Below are 16093 nucleotides of genomic sequence, written 5' to 3'. Positions count from 1 at the left end.
GCCATCACATATCACCCGTTCGTGTACTGCGGGTCGGAAAACTGTCGGACCCCGTCCATAGCTTCGAGTGAGCAAGTGAATACAGTGCCGGACCTCCGGGTCCGACGCGACAGACGATCGGACGGTGCGATGACCATGACGACCTCATCCAGCAGCCCCCAGATCCACACGACCCTCGACACCGACCCGCCGGCGCCCGCGACGGCGTCGCCCGGCCGCGAGGCGCTCGCGCAGGCGCTCCAGTTCGAGACGATCCCCATCGACCTCCTCCGCGAGCACTTCACGAGATGGCTGGTCGAGACCCTCGCCCAATCGGGCATCCAACCGGCCGACCTGGTCCCACTGCCGCCGCGCCCGCCCGAGCCGGCCTCGGCGTCGCGGCCGGAACCGGCGGGTCCCGCGGCGGTCACGGCCGAGGTCGCGGCGACCGGGTCGGACGAGACGCCGGAAGCGCCGGTGAGTCGGCCGCAGTACGTGCGTATGGGCGACAAGTCGGTCTGGCTGACCAAGCCGATGCTCCGCTCCCGCGGCTGGACCGAGGCGGCGATCCGCGACTTCCTCCCGAAACCCGAAGCGCTGAAACCGAACCCGCGGTTCGCGGTCTCGGGGGCGCCGATGCCGGTCTGGCGGCCCGCCACGGTCGCCAAGGCCGAGTCCGACCCGAAATGGCGGGCCTGGCTCGAACGCTCCCTCAACCGCAGGCAGACCACCCTCGCCGACCTGGCCGACACCCCCGACCTGGAGTTCCGCACCCGCATCGAACTCGCCGACCAGGCCATCAAGGAGAGCCTGACCCCACCGACCCTCCTCGAATCCCTGGAGCCCGCCATGTGACCGACCCCGCCGCTGTCCGGGACGGTCCGGGACAGGCGGCGCTGCATCGGAGCTACGGCGGGCCGCGTTCAGGTGGGTAGAGGGCGCTGATTGCAGCGCTCCCGATCGGAACGGAGAACTCATGGCCAAGCGAATCGCCGCCGTGATCGTCGGCCTTGCCGCCGCCGCGGTGCTCACCCTCGCGGCCGCCGCTCCCGCGGCGGCCGGGAACACCTGGCCGGGCGCCGGGCAGCACGGATACGCCACCAACCAAGACAGCCTTTGCTGCTGACACCGCCGAACGGCAGGAGGCCCTCCGTTCCGGCGGGGGGCCTTCCGCCGTAGCGGGGCGCGATTGGAGGGAGGGGAATCGGGAAACCGGGGATGGAAGGGCGGGCCGGATCTTAGGTTGGAGGTCGGTTCGCAGGGGATCGACAGGGGGATTGCAATGAGTGATTTCGCGTTCGCGGGCAAGACGTTCGTGGTCCGGCTCGACAACGGGGTCGTGCTGCACAACATCTATGCGGCAGAGGGCAACCGGCTCCAGTACGCGGAGATCGACGGCGCCTCCGAGAGCGCCTCGGGGACCGTGGACCTGCACGTAGCGGAGGTCTCGCCCAAGGTCTACCTGCTCGGATGGAACGAGGTCACCGGCACCGCGGTCACCCACGTCATGAACTTCCACGACCGCACGGTCACCGGCTTCTGGTCCTTCGACCAGGACGGCGGCCGCACCGGCGAGGTCCACTCCGGGACCTTCGAGGAACTGGATTGAAAGCGGCTGCAAGTGGGAGGATGAGCGGGCCCGAACCGAGGAGGACGCCATGAACGTCAACGTGGACCGGTCGAGCGTCGCGATGGGTGACGACGTCTACCCTCACGCCGAGACCGTCGACCTGCCTGAGGGGAGCACCCTCGCCGAGGCCGTCGCCTACTTCCGCCAGCGCAGGTACCTCCCGCTCATCATCGGCGGGCGCGCCACCTGGCTCCTCGAAGTCAACGGCAGGCCCGCGGCCGTGGTCGCGGAGCAGTGGGCCGAGCCGAAGTTCGCCGTCGACCCGTCCGACACCCTCGGCTCCTTCGGCGAGCCGCTCTCCCTCATGTTCAAGTACCGCGCCCAGATCGACCCCGACGACCTCTACGACACCCTCCCCGGGGACTGAACGGCCCGCGCGGTTCACCAGTCGATCAGCCCGCCCGGCAATACCGTTTCGACCGCGTCGAAGTCGACGAGTATGAGCGCGGCCGAGGTCCACAGGAGGAAGCTGGAGGTTTTCATGTGCCCGGACGCCCACCACATGCCCTTGACCAGCACACGGACCACGATGAGCACTCCTGCCACGAGCAGCGACGCGCCGATGTCGAACTGCGGTTCGGGCGTCTTGAACGTGTACGAGAGGCAGAGTCCGATCAGCGGCGCCAGTACCCGCGCGCCGACGTCCTCGTCGATCCCCTGGTTGAAGACGAAGACGCCGAGGGGCACGAGGACGAGCAGCGCCAGGAAGAGCTTCGCGACCAGGCCGCTCGGGTAGCCCAAGGTGAACGCGATCTGCGGGACGACGAACCCCAGGACCAGCATGATCAGCGTGTCGGCGAATCCGACCACCGAGGTCACCTCGTTCGCGACGACGGCGGCCGCCACCAGCGCTATCGCGGTGTGCAGTGGGTTCAGGGCGAGTTCGGGGAAGCGCGAGGCGAAGACCGCCCGGCCGATCATGGCCAGGAGGATGAGCATCGGCACCACCGCCGAGGCGAGTTCGAGCAGCGGGTACGGGGGCTTGAACCGGTGGCCCGCCCACCAGGTCAGGGCCCAAGCGGCGACGGCCAGCACGAACACCGTCGACACCGGGTACTGGTCCTGCCAGTTCCCCGTGACCCAGAGGCCGCCCATGAACAGCGCGGGAACCGCGGCCTCCAGTGCAATGTGGAGCAGTCCTACACGAGGCGGGTCCGCATCGGTCTGATCGGGCTCGCCGTCGGGCTCGGGGGTTTCCGGGTCGTCTTCCACCAGCGGCTCCAAAGCAGGACGTGCGGAGGGGGCACCCCATGGTGGCGCCGCGAGCCCGGGACCGGTCCCGGGTCCGGATCGTGGAAATCGGGCGCGTGGTCCGCCGAGTGGGCCGAGACCAAAGAGCGCCTGGAGGCGCGGGTCAGGCGAGTTTGAAGCCCGCCGCCGTCGCGAGTTCTCCGGCGATCTCCACGGCCTGGTCGGCGGTGATGAGGGCGCCCTTGAGACTCATCAGGCCCGTGATCCTGCCGAGGTCGGAGCGGCGGAGGTCGCAGCCTTTGGCGTTGGCGACGCGGGAGAAGTCGGCGCCAGGGAACACGCAGTCGATGAACACCGCTCTGGAGAGGTCGCCGAGGAACGTCGCGTTCGTGAACCGGCAGCGCTCGAACACCACCGGGCCCTTCGCAGTGCCGATGGAGATGCCCGCGAAGTCCGCCCGCGAGTCGGCGACGTAGAGGTCCTGCACGAGCGCGAACTGGGCCTGCCAGCCCACGAGCTGGCTCTCGATGATCTCGACCCGGCGGGCGGTCGCCTGCTCCCAGCGGGCGTTGGAGAGGACCGCGTGGTCGACGGCCACGTCGACCACCTCGAACGGCGAGAGCACCGCCCCGGACAGGTCGCTGTTCCTGATCACCGAGCTCTCCAGGCTCCCGTCGCCGTGCGCGCCGGTCCAGTCCGCGCCCTCGATCAGCCGCTCGCTCCACTCGAAGTCGTAGTCGGGCCCTTCATCGAGCGGCCGCAACCGCTCGGCCTCGACCAGCGGCTTGCGCATCACCAGCTCGTCGTCGAACTTCCTGAACTTCACCCGGCGCCTCCTCGATTGACCCCGGCAGGCTACGCCATCCCACCGACATTTCCGCCCCGACGACGCCTGCCGAAGTGACCCCGCCGCCAATCGCCGGGCCACCCCGGACTCCCGGTATCCGCTATGGTCGGCCACATGTCTTCATCCACCCCCGATGAAAACGCCCAAAACAATCATGATGAGAACGCCCCGGACCGAGCCGCCTTCCTCGCTTCAATGCGCGAAGGCGTCCGGGATTCGATGGCCCGCCTGCGCGCCTCCCTGGGCAAGGCCGCCCGCCCGACCCTGACCGCGCTGATCTGCGCCGGCGCCTGCGCGCCCGTGATCGCCGCGGCAGCAGGGGCCGGTCTCACCCTCACCGCCGCCCTCGGGCTGCTGGGCTCCGTGGGCGGCAACGCCATCAGCGAGTTCATCGCCGACCGCCTCGCCCGGCTCAAGGGCCGGGACGCTTCCGCCGCGGAGGCCGCGCTGGCCGAGGCGTTCAGCGAAGCGCTGCAATCGGACTCGGCCGACACAGCTGAGGTGCGGCGAGCCCTGACGGCCCTGCTGGAGCAGACCGGCGCCTTCACCATCGTGATCCGGGAGGCGGCCAGGGACGACGACAGCGAGCTCCTCGAAGCCGTGCGCTCCGAGTTCGAGCACCTCGCCGGGCTGAGCGAGGAGAACCACCGGCTGCTCCTGGAGCAGGGCGCCCGCATCCTGGAGCTGTGCCGCGACCAGGCCGCGAGCCTCAGCCTCCAGACCACGGTCCGCGACACCGCCCAGGAGACCCTGGGCGTGCTCGTCCAGCTGTTCCAGTTCGTGCAGTACGTCGCCGCGACCCCGGGCGCCGAGCACGGCACGACCCACTGGGACGGCAACCCATACCTTGGGCTGCAACCGTTCACGACCAGCGATGCCCCCATATTCTTCGGCCGCACGGTCACCCTCGCCCAGCTCGTGGCCGCCGCCGAAGCCTTCGTGCCCGGCGGCTCCATGATCGTCACGGGCCCATCGGGTGTCGGCAAGTCCTCGCTGCTGCGGGCGGGATTCGCGCCCGCGGTCGAACACGGCCTCTTCCACGAGGACCCGAGGCAGGGCCCCTGGCGCACGGTGCTCCTCGAACGCCCCGGCGAACGGCCCATCACCGCGCTCGCCACAGAATTCGCCAAGCACGGCGGCCCCGACTCGAAGACCACAGAGCGGTCCCTCCGCGACGACCCCGAGGACGCCGCCGCCCGGGTCGAGGAGCGCCGCAACGGACCTGACGGCGCACGCCCCGAGCGCCTGCTCATCCTCATCGACCAGGCCGAAGAACTCTTCACCCTCGCGAACGAGAAGGAGCGTAATCTGTTCCTGCGGGCCCTTGAGTCGATCGCGAGGAGCCCCAACGCGTTCACGGTCCTCGGCATCCGCAGCGACCACATCGACGACTGCATGGCGGTCCCCTCGCTCCGCGAGGCCGCCCAGCACCGCCTGTTCAGGGTCGGGCCCATGACCCGCGACCAGATGCGCCAGGCCATCACCCTCCCCGCGGCCGCCGCCGGAGTCCGCATCGAGGAGCGGGTGGTCGCCACCCTGCTCGAAGACCTCTTCGGTGCCAAGGACACCCCGAGGTCACCGGGCGCGGCACTCCCGCTCATGTCCCAGACCATGCTGCTGCTCTGGAACGAGGGCCGCCAGGACCGCCACCTCACCGAAGCCGAGTACCTCGCCATCGGCGGCGTCCACCGCGCGGTCACCACCGCAGCGGAGGCGGTCTACAACGGTCTCGACGAATCCGAACGCATCACCTCCCGGCACCTCTTCCGTCGCCTGGTCGGCGCCGAATCGGCGGATCGGCTCGTCCGCACCGAAGTCGCGGCCGACTCCCTCACGGATGCGGAGCGAGCGGTCGCCACCCACTTCCTCGACGCCCGCCTGCTGGTCGCAGACGCCGCAACCGTACAGATAGCCCACGACATTCTCCTGGAGCAGTGGGAACGCCTCCAGAAGTGGATGGAACCCGACCTCACCGCCCGCATCCTCCTCACCCGCCTCGAAGCCGCCGCGGACCAGCGGAAGCAGGGCGCCGGCGACCTCTACTCGGCGGCGAGCCTCGCCGCGATCACGACAGACGGCGAACCGCGCTGGGAGACATTGGGACTCGCGCCGACGGAAGACGCCACGGAGTTCCTCCAGCAGTCGCGGGCCAACGCCCGACGCGCCGACCGAGACCGCCGCATCCGCCTCGCAACCCTGTCAGCGCTCACCATCATCGCCATGCTCATCGGCCTCTACACGATCTACCAGAACGGCGAACTCACCGACCAGCGCAACAGCGCCGTCTCCCAACGCCTCGCCGCCGAGAGCATCGCCCTCCTCGGCACCGACGGCGAACAGGCCCGCCTCCTCGCCGCAGCCGCATGGAACCTCAGCGAGACCGACGAGGCATACGAGGCCCTCATCCGCTCCGCGAACGATCCTTCGACGCGACTCACTACCACCGAGACCCTCGACACCATCAGCGACCTCGCCACCAGCCCCGACGGCGCCTACGCGGCGAGCACCGGGGCGAGCGGCCGGGTCACCCTGTGGCGTACCGAGGGCTGGGCCGAACTCGAAACCCTCGCAACCGACGGCTATTTCGGCACCTACACAACGGGGCTCGAATTCAGCCGCGATGGCGCCCTGCTCGCCTCCCTCACCGATTCCGGTGTCACGGTCTGGGATGTCGCGAGCATGGAGGCGGTGGCCCGACTCGACACGACCGGCCGCGGCAGCCTCTCCTTGAGCCCCGACGCGACCACCCTCGCGATCGCAAACGACGCGACCGTCGAAATCTGGGACGTGGCAACGGAATCGCAGACCGCCGAGTACCCGGTCCCCGAGTACGCCACCACGATCGAGTTCTCCCCCGACGGCGCGACGCTGCTCATCAGCGACCTGGAGGGCGGGTTCACCGAATGGAACCCGGCCACCGGTGAGACCGCCGAGCAGGAGGCGCCCGTGGGGGATTCGCTCCAGACGATCTGGGCCAGCACCGAGGAGCCGGGACGCATGCTCGCCTGCGGCTCGGGCTGCTACGAGCAAGGCCCGCAGGGCGAATGGACCGCGCTCGATTTCGGCACCTGGGACTCCAAGTTCGCGATCGCCACCGACGGGAGCATGATCGCCAGCTACGACATCGGCACCCTCCGGATCTGGGACGCCGAAACCGACACCTGGGCCGCGATCCTGCTTCCCGACACCATTGTCAGCCGCCTGGAGCTGTTCAAGGGCGGCACGGCCGTCGCGGCGGCCACCGCCGAAGGCATCCAGACCTGGGACATCTCCAGCGTGGCGACGATGAGGGCGCTGAACGAGGAGGCGACCAGCATCGCGGTCGCCGCCGACGCCGCGCGTGTCGCCGTGGTGGGGAACACCGGCTTCTCGGTGTACGCGGTCCCGGACGCCCCGCTGACCTCCATCGTCGGCGAGGGCCTCTACCTGTACTCCGCAGCCATCAGCCACGACGGCAATGTCGCCGGAGGGTCCGGCGTACTGGACGACGAGGCGAGCCTCTACCTGTGGGATGCGGACACCGGCGAGCCGTTGGCGCCCTTGCCCTCCGATGGCGGGTTCATCGAGCAAGTGGCGTTCAGCCCCGAAGAGGACCAGGTGGCGTTGGTGGTCGACCCCGACAACTGGGCGGTGACCCCGGAGGACGAGATCTGGATCTGGGACTTCGCCGCGAACGAGGTCATCGCCCGCGTCGACGGGCCCGCCGATTCGCCCATCACCTCACTGGCGTACAGCCCGGACGGCGAGCACCTGGTCACCACCGATGGAGACGGGATGGTGCGGTTCAGGAACAGTGGCGACGCCCGCGAGACCGACGCGATCGAACCCATCTCCACCGGCGACAGAAGCCTGTACAACCTCACCTACAGCCAGGACGGGCGGTACCTCGCTCTGGACGGGCTCGCGGATGTTCGGTTGTGGGACTTGGAGACCGGCGAAATGCAGTCCACTGAGGCGACATCGACCGGAGGCATGCTCTTCACGCCCGACAGCAGGTTCCTCCTCGTCACCGACAGCGAGAACACCAACGTCTGGGACATCGAGCGGGGCCAACTGGTCTCGGAGGTCTTCCTGGACGAGGATGTGCAACTCGGCGGCTTCCTCCCCGACACCTGGACCCTGGCGGGCGCGAGCGGGACATGGCTGGTGACGCCCGACATGTCCTTCCTGACCGATCCGTATGGGGCCGTTTGTGAGCGGACTGATCGGGACCTCACCCCCGAGGAGTGGGACGAGCACCTGTCGGAGTTCGATTTCGGTGAGGTCACGACCTGCCCCTGAGGCGGTCGGCGAGGCGGCGGATTGCGGCGGTGATTGGGCCTCGTTTGGTGGGGCGGGGGCGGTGGTGGGCTTCTGCGAGGGGTTTTGAGGCTTGGAGGAAGCGGTCCCAGGCGAGTTCGCGGAAGTGGGGGAAGGAGTCGGGGGCTTCGTAGCGGCGGTGGCGGCCGGTTCGGGTGTCGCGGCGGAAGGTGTTGGTGGGGTGCCAGGGCCAGGGGCCGGGGTCGAAGGCGTCGTAAGGGGCGGTGCGGAGGATGTACCCGGATGGGTGGGTTGTGAGCTGTGTCGGACGGTTTTTGGGTGCGGTCGGCTGCGGTATCGTCGAACACGACATGGAAGGCTCGCCTTTCGTTGTTGCAAGCCGCCCGGTGGTCAAAAGTTGGTAGCTAGAAGCCACTGGGCGGCGTTTTTTGTGGACGGAATAAAGAATGAACACCGCCCACGGGATTGTCAACCCCATGTGACGGTGTGTCGCGAAGTCTTATATGGATTTTGTTGGGGGCGGCCCTATCAGCGCGCGGCCCGCAGGAGGCTCTTGAAGTCCGAGACTGCGAGGTCGAAGACCGGGGACTCGTTGCCCAGCTTGGAATCCCGGATGTGCATGGCGTCTGAGTCGTTGCAGGCCATCAGTTCCACGCAGTTGGTGTTGTTGTCGCTGCCGCTGCGGGTGCTCTTCCGCCAGGCCCGACGAAGCTCGACGCAGTTGGAGTCGTTGCCCGGTCCGCTACGAGTGCTCTTCCGCCACGCCGTCACGTCGGCCATCAAGGTGCTCCTTCAGACTGATCGATTTCCCTAGGAGGATCTTCCAGAGACCATCGTAACGCTCGATTCGAAGGGCCTCCTCGATGCAGTAGCTGTCGTCCCACACCTCCGTGTACACGAACGCCGGGCCGCCGAACTCGGCATCGGCGGGTCGGTAGAGGTCGAATGCGGTGGCGCTTCTCGGATACAGGTCCGTGATGATCCTAATTTCCCAGTTCGGAAGAGAGTCGAGGTAGTCAAGCCGTTCAAGCTGCTCGCGCCGGTCGGCTTCGCTGAGGAATCGCAGATTTTGCAAAGCTTCAGCGCTGATGAGGATCACGATCTTCGGTCCGTCTTTTCGGGCGAGCAGGGCCTCGTACCGCTCGACCTTGAACTTCCACCCGCCGTCGAGTCGCTCGTCGCTGGACTGCTGTGACATCGCAACGATGTTGAAGTGGTAGGCGCGGGTCTGCACGATCCCTGGAAGCAGGTAAGGCTCCCACTTCCGGATCTCGCCCATGAACCTCTCGGCCATCTGGAGGCACAGGGCATTGAATCGTCGGTCCGACCGGAAGTTGCTCTGCGCTTCGTTGCGGGCGATGTCGATCATGTAGTCGCGCAACTCATCGCTGAGTTCGAGCAGGTCCGCGAGCGCGTAGCAGTCGCCGACCGAGGGGCAGGATTTGCCCTGCTCCATCTTCGCGATCGTTTGGTAGTTCTTGCCGAGGAAGTTCGCGACATCAGTCTGAGTCAGGCGCTTCGTCTTCCGCCCGAGCGAGACGACTCTGCCCGGGAACCACTTGGCGAGCTTGGACTCAGGCACGGCGGTGCCCCCTTCATGGGAGTGACGACCATTCGACGTCTCATGATGACACTCCGTTGTCGATCGGCAAACATCTGTCAGTTTTCGTCATTCAGGAATCGTCATTGTTCCGTCGTCATTCAGAACTCGGGAGGTGAAGCTACTGGTCAGGGGCTTGCTAGCGGCCTACATTCAGTGCATCGCGGGAATGGAGGATGGCGATGGACAGACCGAAGCCGGGCGAGTCGGGGCGAGGGGCGTTGGAGCGAGGGGGGTTCAGTGACGGGCGGAGCGAGTTCACGGTCCGGGCGTCGAGTTCCGTTGCGCCGGAATCGTTCCAGGTGTACGCGGGGGAGGGCCACGAGGACATCGTGTTGATCGTGTCCGGGCTGAACACGGGGCACCTGCATGCGACCTGGGGCGCGAAGTGGCGGGCCGCCACACCGGAGTGGAAGGTGTGGCTGGAGGACGCCGCGTTCAAGGTGTTCTACACCGGGCACGGGATCGGAGTGCGGTTCTGTGACGGCTGAGGAGGAGGGCGTCCACCCCGACGAGGACGGGTGGCTCGGCGACTTCACCAGGGGGCCAGCGGTGTTCGCGGTCTACCGGAAGATGAAGGGGGCGCATCCGCTGGCGCCGCCGGAGTACCGGATCGAATGCGACGACGGGGCTGGGCCGCGAGTGATCTGCCGGATCCTCGACGCGTCCGACCCGGTGCCGGAGTGGTACGGCGCCTGGGAGGGCGACGAGTGGTGCGAGTGGATCTTGCAGCGGGCCTTCGCGCTCATCAAGCGGCCCCGGAACCGGTAAAGGGCCGCTCGGCCCACAAGCAGCCCGCGGCTCGGGGGGAACCCCCAGGCTCCCCGGCCCGGGCATGAGAAGGGCCGGCCGATGCTTGGTGGAGCATCGGCCGGCCCGTTCGCTTTCCTACATCCTATTTCCTATAGGAAATAGGATCTCCGGTCAGAAGTCGGCCGGGGCGAGGATCGGGCTGCCGACCTTGCCCATCAGGTCGTTCGCCGGGTGGTTGCGCTCGCTGCCGAGGAAGAAACTGAAGATCGTCCGGCGCCACTCGTCGGGCGAGATGCGGTTGTCGTGGTCGGCGTCGAGGAACTCGAAAAGTCGGTGGCTCTCTATATAGTCGACCCCGTTCCAATTGCGGAGGAGGTGAACGAACTCGCCGGAGCTGATGAGGCCGTCGCCGTCCTCGTCGGCGATCGTGAAGTAGGCGTCGGCGATCGAGGCGAGCTTGGCGGCAGCCGAGATGCGGTCCGCGAGCATGTGCTCGGCGAGCGCATTGCGCAGCTCGCGACGGGTGACGCGGGCTTCGTCGTCCACCGCGGCCGGGGCGATGAACTCCGTCCACAGGCGCTGCGTGGCCTCGCGCAGTTCCAGGCCCATCGGGCTGTCCACCGGGACGCCGCGCGCACCGAGCACGCGGTCGGCGGCCTGGCGCAGGTTCTCCTCGGCGATGTAGTCGTTGCCGTCGATGTCGAGCGTGTCGAACCAGCGGTCGAACTTGTTCCGGCTCACGCTGCCCACGGGCGGGCGGCGGCGGCTCCTGACCGTGGCGACGATCGCGACCCCGGCCGCGATCGTGGTGGCGGCGATGGCGCCGGTGACCAGCGCCTTCGTGGCCCGGTTCGACTTGCGGGCCCTGCGGGCCCCGGCGTTCCGGTTGCGCGACTTCGTGCTCTGCGAGGTCGTGTTCCGCGGCATGGATTGCACCTTCCCGTTGGAGTTCCCTTACGCGTTCCCTGTCCAGGTCGGATCGTGCCATGGCGGGAGGGGCCGGGGACTGAAACGGCCGATCCGGCGGAGGCGGCCGGGTGCCGCGGAATCGTAGATCCTATAGGATGCACGATTCCGCCCGGGCGGACTCACTCCCAGGGGCGCAGTTCGAGCAGCGCGCGCACGGTCTCGATGTACTGGAGGTTCGTGTACCCGCCGCCGGAGTCGAGCGCGGACTCGACCGTCCCGAACCCGGCCTGGTACGCCGAGATGACCGTGTTGAGCAGGCAGGTCTCCTGATGGTCAGGGACGGCGTCGTCGCGGGAGCAGTCGTCGTCCAGCGAGTAGGCGCCGGGATCGGAGGCGCCGAAGTAGTTGACGGCGAAGTACTTCGCGAGCCACTGGATCTGGGCGCTGCCGAGCATCGCGTTGTCGGCGGTGTCCGTGCGGTCGAAGTCGGTCTCGAAGCGGGTGTTCACGAACTCCTCGGTCTCGGGCTGGATCTGCATGAGGCCGGTGCCGCCGTCACAGGCGACGATGTCGGACTGCCACCCGGACTCCATCCAGGCGATGGCCTTCACCAGGTCGGCGGAGAGGTCGACGCTGGAGCTCGTCCAGAACTGGGTGCCCGCGGCGTCGTCGAGGGCCGCTTCGACCTGCGACGCGGAGTCGGCGCCGCCGTCGAGGTAGGTGGTGCAGGCCGGGTGCTCGGAGGGCGGGACGGTCGGGAGGGCGTGCTCGGTGGTCTCGTCGGCCTCCGCGGCCTCCGTGCCGATCGGGGGGTCCGGTTCGGGCTCGGTGGTGGGGGCGGGTGCGGTCGTGCGGGGTTCCCATGCGGGCGTGGGGGAATCGGTGACGACGGCTTCGGTCGTGGTCGCCGCGACCGGTTCGCCCTCGGTGGAGGTGGGGATGAGGAGGAAGACGCCGACCGCCACGGCGCCGAGGAGCAGCACGAAGACGACCAGCCAGGTGCCCGCGGTGCCGTCGGGGTCCGGGCCCGGGTCGGGTTCGAGGTCGAGGCCGATTTCCTCGGGTTCAGGGGAGGGGTCGCTCATCGAGGGGGGTCCTATCTGTACTTGTCACCACTCAGTGCAGCGTACCGACCACGGGCGTGCGGCAGGGTACTCCGAACGGGACGATCACGCTAGCGCCAAGATCATAATTGAACGTGTTCAAGTATCAGGGTATCGTTGGTGGACAAGGAGGTACCCCCATGAAGATCGTCATCCCCGGAGGCACCGGCAACCTCGGCGCCGTCCTTGAACGCGGCCTCCTCGCGGCAGGCCACCGCATCACCGTCCTCACCCGGAACCCGATGCGGCCCAATCACCTCCACTGGGACGGGCGCACGCTCGGGCCCTGGGCGGACGCGATCGACGGCGCCGACGCCGTGATCAACCTCGCCGGACGCAGCGTCAGCTGCCGGTACACGCGGGAGCACCTCGACGAGATGGCCGCCTCGCGCGTCGACTCCACTCGGATCGTGGGGCAGGCGATCGCGGCCGCGGCGCGCCCGCCCGCGGTGTGGCTCCAGGCCGGGACCGCCACGATCTACGCCCACACCCAGGGGCGGCCCAACGACGAGGCGACCGGCGTCATCGGCGGCGGCGAGCCCGGCGCGCCCGCGTACTGGGCCGAGAGCATCGCGATCGCGCGGGCCTGGGAGGCGGCGCTCGACGAGGCGCCCACTCCTGCGACGCGGAAGGTCTCGATGCGGACGGCGATGGTGATGAGCCAGGAGCGCGGGTCGGCGTTCGACGTGCTGTCGCGGATGGTGCGGTGCGGGCTCGGCGGGCCCGTCGCGGGCGGGCGGCAGTTCGTGTCGTGGATCCACGAGGCCGACTTCGTGCGGGCCGTGGCGTTCCTGCTGGAGTGCCGGGACCTCGACGGGGCGGTGAACGTGTGCGCGCCGCATCCCCTGCGGCACAGGGACTTCATGAGGATTCTGCGGCGGGCCCGGGGCGTGCGGTTCGGGCTCCCGGCGACGCGGTGGATGGCCGAGGCCGGGGCGCTGCTGCTCCGGACGGACACGGAGCTGCTGCTCAAGAGCCGCCGGGTCGTGCCGGCGCGGCTGGAGGCGGCCGGGTTCCAGTTCGAGTTCCCGGCGTGGGAGGCCGCGGCGGGGGACCTGGCGGGCGTGGTCAGGGAGACGGAGCGGACGCTCGCAGCCTAGGCCCCGGAATTAGTGGAACATATGATTCCGTTCTGATATGCTGAGGGCGAGACTTCAGCGACGCAGAGAGGGAATCCCATGAACTCCAGGCCCGACACCGTCCCCGCCGGATACGGCACGGTCACCCCGTGGATCGTCACCAGCGACACCGTCGCGCTCCTCGAATTCCTCACGGCCGCATTCGATGCCGAGGAGCTGGGGCGGGTCGAGGGCCCGCCCGGGAAGATCGGGCACGCCGAGGTGCGGATCGGCGACTCGGTCGTGATGATGTTCGATACGCCGTTCAAGGTCGCCACCCCTGCGTTGCTGCGCTTCTACGTCGAGGACGCCGCCGCCACGATCCGGCGGGTGGTCGACGCGGGCGGGTCCGTGGCGACGCCGCTGACCGACGTGCAGGCGTGGGGCGACCGGGTGGCGCGCGTGCTCGACCCGCTCGGGAACCTGTACTGGCTCCAGGAGCGCGTCGAGGAGGTCGACCCCGAGGACGTGCCGCAGCGGATGCAGGAGGACAAGTATCTCAAGGCGATGGAGCAGACGCAGGTCATCGACGCGCCCGGCCTGACGTGACGGCCGCGCCGGGTCGGGCTGCGGCTCAAGCCTTCTGGAAGCGGTCCTCGACGAAGCCCGCCACCGCCATGAGGGCCGCGACCGCGGCGGCCGACCAGCAGACGGCGCTGAACGAGACCTCGTGGGCGAGCACCGAACCGAGGCCCGCGCCGAGGAGGTAGACCGCCCAGACGCCCGCCTGGAGGCGGGCCGAGCGGAGGTCGTCGCGGTTGCCGGACAGGTTGACGGACAAGGCGATCAGGGTGCCGGTGAGGACCGTGGTCGTCACCCCGGCGAGGCCGATGCGGGCCGCGTGGATGCTCTGGACGCCCATCGCGAACGCCGCCAGGGCGATCGCCACCTCGAAGCGTCCCGCGAGCCCGGCCAGGGCCAGGAAGACCACCTCGGTGACGAGGAGGGCGGGGACGCCGAAGCTGGTGAGGACATGCCTTCGCGTGGCGAGCGACGCGAGGATCGCGCCGGCCGCGAACCCGCCCAGCGAGCACAGTGGACCGACCGCGGAGAGGTAGTCGCTGCGGCCGGTCAGCTCCCCGGACAGGGAGACCGCCAGGAGCACGGCGTTCCCGGTCTGGTTGGCGACGAACTGCTGCCCGAGGCTGAGGAACCCCGCCCCGTCGACCGCACCGGCCAGCGCGGTCAGCACGAGGGCCGTCCACGCGTGCGCTCCGGCGCGGTCGATCGGGGCGGGGTCCGTCATCAGCTCTGCCTGCTCCTGCGCCGGATCGAGGCCGCGGCGACCACTCCGGCGCCGACGACGACGAGCGCTACCGCGCCGAACACGATCGGGCCGAGCGAGGAGCCGGTGGTGGCGAGGGGGACGCAGTCGCCCGTCGTGGTCTCCTCGCCGGGTGAGTCCGTGTTCTCTCCCGGGCTCGGGGGAGTGCAGGAAGAGGACTCGTCGCCGGTGGGGCCGTTCGTGGTCGGGCCCTCCGTGGTGGCGCTCGGCGACGGCTCGTCGTCCTCGCAGGACAGTTCGGCCGCGAACGGGAACTGGTGGATCTCGCCGCCGCTGAAGCCGACGTCGCCGTGGAGGGCGTTCTTCGCGATGATCTGGCCCTCGACGTTCGAGGCGCTCAGGTCCGTGTAGTCGGCGTCGGGGGCGAGGATGCTGCCCTCGACCGTGTCGCCGCCGGTGAGCGTCAGGCGGGTGGTGTCCTTGAAGTTCCACAGGATGTACGGGGCGCCGTTCCCGCCGCCCGCGCCCGCCTGGTTCGGGACGTCCCAGTCCATCTCGCCGCCCGTGCCCGAGGTGTCCACATTGATCAGCAGGGGCATGGTCGCCGTCGGCTGGTTCTGGAACGAGAGCTCGGACATGTTGTTGAGATCATCGCCGGTCACATTGAGGATGTTGGTGACGCCGGGTTCGAGTGTGATGCGGATCTGCATGCCGGTGTCCACGCGGCCCTTCGGGACCACCGTCCCGTCCACGGCCCGCATCTCGACCTCGTGCGCCTCGCACACGAACAGGTCCTGCGAGTTGGCGCGGAGCTGCGCGAACGCCGCGTCGAAGTCGATCGGCGAGGACGGGCCCACCGACGAGAGCGGCTGCTGCGTGTTGAGTTCGAGGCGCGGCGTGGAGTCGTACCCGGCGCCCGCCGCGACCAGGTGCGTGTTCACCGAGGCGTTGTTGATGTCGGTGTTCAGGGCCTCGGAGCCGGTGAGGTCGCCGATCTTCATGTAGTTGTGGACCTGCACGACCGAGGTCGCCGGGTCCTGCGTCCAGTCGACCTGGCCGCCCACGACCAGGCCCGCCTGCTGGGAGTCGCCGGGCGCGACGAAGGTGCCCGACTCGTGGATGTTCACGTTGTACGAGCCCTTGACGACCAGGTTGCCGCCTGTGGCGACCGGGCCCTCCGACTCGGTCGAGACGAGGACCGTCTCGTTCTCCACGAACGAGTTGAAGTCCAGGGCGGGCGCCAGCGGGTCGTAGGTCACGGTCGCGGCCATGGCGGCCGGGCCGGTGCCCGCGGCGTTGAACGCGATGGCCGTCGCGGCGGCGGCCGCGGTCAGCGTCACCGCGCCCGCCAGCGAGAGGCGGCGGGCCCTGCGGCCCGGAGTCCTGAGATGCACTTGTCCCCCTGGGGTGCTCGATGGTCAGGATCGGCGGGGGAACCGGGCCTGAGCCTATCGGCGGGGACGGGTCCGGGCGGCGAA

17 protein-coding genes are annotated in these 16093 nt (G+C 68.9%); 9 read left to right on the top strand and 8 right to left on the bottom strand.

The annotated features are described in order from the left end of the window. Positions 1–135: 135 nt before the first annotated feature. The 4 genes from AB0A65_RS04755 (at position 136) to AB0A65_RS04740 (ending at position 1976) form a co-directional block, all read left to right on the top strand. Positions 136–834 (top strand): hypothetical protein, encoded by a 699-nt coding sequence (locus AB0A65_RS04755; RefSeq protein ID WP_359946298.1) that lies wholly within the window; start codon positions 136–138, stop codon positions 832–834. A gap of 121 nt (positions 835–955) precedes the next feature. After that, positions 956–1105 carry a hypothetical protein gene (locus tag AB0A65_RS04750; protein WP_359946295.1) on the top strand — a complete coding sequence of 50 codons (150 nt, stop codon included), beginning with the start codon at positions 956–958 and terminating at the stop codon, positions 1103–1105. A 63-nt stretch (positions 1106–1168) separates the two neighbouring features. Next, entirely contained in the window at positions 1169–1588 is a 420-nt protein-coding gene (locus AB0A65_RS04745; RefSeq protein ID WP_359946292.1) for a MoaF N-terminal domain-containing protein, read from the top strand. Positions 1589–1637: 49 nt separating this feature from the next. After that, a complete protein-coding gene (locus AB0A65_RS04740; RefSeq protein ID WP_359946289.1) occupies positions 1638–1976 on the top strand; it encodes a hypothetical protein in 339 nt (112 codons plus the stop codon). 14 nt (positions 1977–1990) lie between these two features. On the opposite strand, the gene AB0A65_RS04735 is transcribed toward AB0A65_RS04740, so the two are convergent. Together AB0A65_RS04735 and AB0A65_RS04730 are read right to left on the bottom strand one after the other, a co-directional pair. Next, positions 1991–2821: a hypothetical protein gene (locus tag AB0A65_RS04735; protein ID WP_359946286.1), complete on the bottom strand. Its 831-nt coding sequence runs from the start codon at positions 2819–2821 to the stop codon at positions 1991–1993. 142 nt (positions 2822–2963) lie between these two features. After that, complete coding sequence (locus AB0A65_RS04730; RefSeq protein WP_359946283.1) at positions 2964–3626, bottom strand: pentapeptide repeat-containing protein; 663 nt, start codon at positions 3624–3626, stop codon at positions 2964–2966. 216 nt (positions 3627–3842) lie between these two features. Between AB0A65_RS04730 and AB0A65_RS04725 the strand changes: the two genes are divergently transcribed. Then, positions 3843–7928: an NACHT and WD repeat domain-containing protein gene (locus tag AB0A65_RS04725; protein WP_359946280.1), complete on the top strand. Its 4086-nt coding sequence runs from the start codon at positions 3843–3845 to the stop codon at positions 7926–7928. A 507-nt stretch (positions 7929–8435) separates the two neighbouring features. Here the strand turns inward: AB0A65_RS04725 and AB0A65_RS04720 are convergent. Continuing rightward, positions 8436–8687: a DUF397 domain-containing protein gene (locus AB0A65_RS04720; protein WP_359946277.1), complete on the bottom strand. Its 252-nt coding sequence runs from the start codon at positions 8685–8687 to the stop codon at positions 8436–8438. Continuing rightward, positions 8650–9489 carry a Scr1 family TA system antitoxin-like transcriptional regulator gene (locus AB0A65_RS04715; protein ID WP_359946274.1) on the bottom strand — a complete coding sequence of 280 codons (840 nt, stop codon included), beginning with the start codon at positions 9487–9489 and terminating at the stop codon, positions 8650–8652. The genes AB0A65_RS04720 and AB0A65_RS04715 overlap by 38 nt, the downstream gene beginning before the upstream one ends. A gap of 359 nt (positions 9490–9848) precedes the next feature. On the opposite strand from AB0A65_RS04715, the gene AB0A65_RS04710 reads away from it, so the two are divergent. Both AB0A65_RS04710 and AB0A65_RS04705 read left to right on the top strand, forming a co-directional pair. Further along, entirely contained in the window at positions 9849–9998 is a 150-nt protein-coding gene (locus AB0A65_RS04710) for a hypothetical protein (RefSeq protein ID WP_359946271.1), read from the top strand. Next, on the top strand, positions 9988–10278 hold the full coding sequence (locus AB0A65_RS04705) for a hypothetical protein (RefSeq protein ID WP_359946268.1): 291 nt from the start codon (positions 9988–9990) through the stop codon (positions 10276–10278). Before AB0A65_RS04710 ends, AB0A65_RS04705 begins: the two co-directional genes overlap by 11 nt. A 153-nt stretch (positions 10279–10431) precedes the next feature. Here the strand turns inward: AB0A65_RS04705 and AB0A65_RS04700 are convergent, their stop codons facing one another. Beyond that, the gene (locus AB0A65_RS04700) at positions 10432–11187 is read right to left on the bottom strand and encodes a hypothetical protein (protein WP_359946266.1); all 756 of its coding nucleotides are present in this window, start codon (positions 11185–11187) and stop codon (positions 10432–10434) included. Positions 11188–11348: 161 nt separating this feature from the next. Further along, the gene (locus tag AB0A65_RS04695; RefSeq protein ID WP_359946263.1) at positions 11349–12254 is read right to left on the bottom strand and encodes a transglycosylase SLT domain-containing protein; all 906 of its coding nucleotides are present in this window, start codon (positions 12252–12254) and stop codon (positions 11349–11351) included. A 158-nt stretch (positions 12255–12412) separates the two neighbouring features. On the opposite strand from AB0A65_RS04695, the gene AB0A65_RS04690 reads away from it, so the two are divergent. Both AB0A65_RS04690 and AB0A65_RS04685 read left to right on the top strand, forming a co-directional pair. Further along, the gene (locus AB0A65_RS04690) at positions 12413–13372 is read left to right on the top strand and encodes a DUF1731 domain-containing protein (RefSeq protein WP_359946260.1); all 960 of its coding nucleotides are present in this window, start codon (positions 12413–12415) and stop codon (positions 13370–13372) included. A gap of 78 nt (positions 13373–13450) precedes the next feature. Next, positions 13451–13939 carry a VOC family protein gene (locus tag AB0A65_RS04685; RefSeq protein ID WP_359946257.1) on the top strand — a complete coding sequence of 163 codons (489 nt, stop codon included), beginning with the start codon at positions 13451–13453 and terminating at the stop codon, positions 13937–13939. 25 nt (positions 13940–13964) lie between these two features. Here the strand turns inward: AB0A65_RS04685 and AB0A65_RS04680 are convergent, their stop codons facing one another. After that, positions 13965–14636, bottom strand: a complete 672-nt coding sequence (locus tag AB0A65_RS04680) for a YoaK family protein (protein ID WP_359946254.1) — start codon at positions 14634–14636, stop codon at positions 13965–13967. Next, positions 14636–16009, bottom strand: a complete 1374-nt coding sequence (locus tag AB0A65_RS04675) for a choice-of-anchor A family protein (protein ID WP_359946251.1) — start codon at positions 16007–16009, stop codon at positions 14636–14638. The genes AB0A65_RS04680 and AB0A65_RS04675 overlap by 1 nt, the downstream gene beginning before the upstream one ends. Positions 16010–16093: the final 84 nt, after the last annotated feature.

It is taken from the genome of Glycomyces sp. NPDC047010 (assembly GCF_040644205.1).
Classification (GTDB): domain Bacteria; phylum Actinomycetota; class Actinomycetes; order Mycobacteriales; family Micromonosporaceae; genus Glycomyces.
This window is presented reverse-complemented; position numbering and strand designations above follow the sequence as displayed.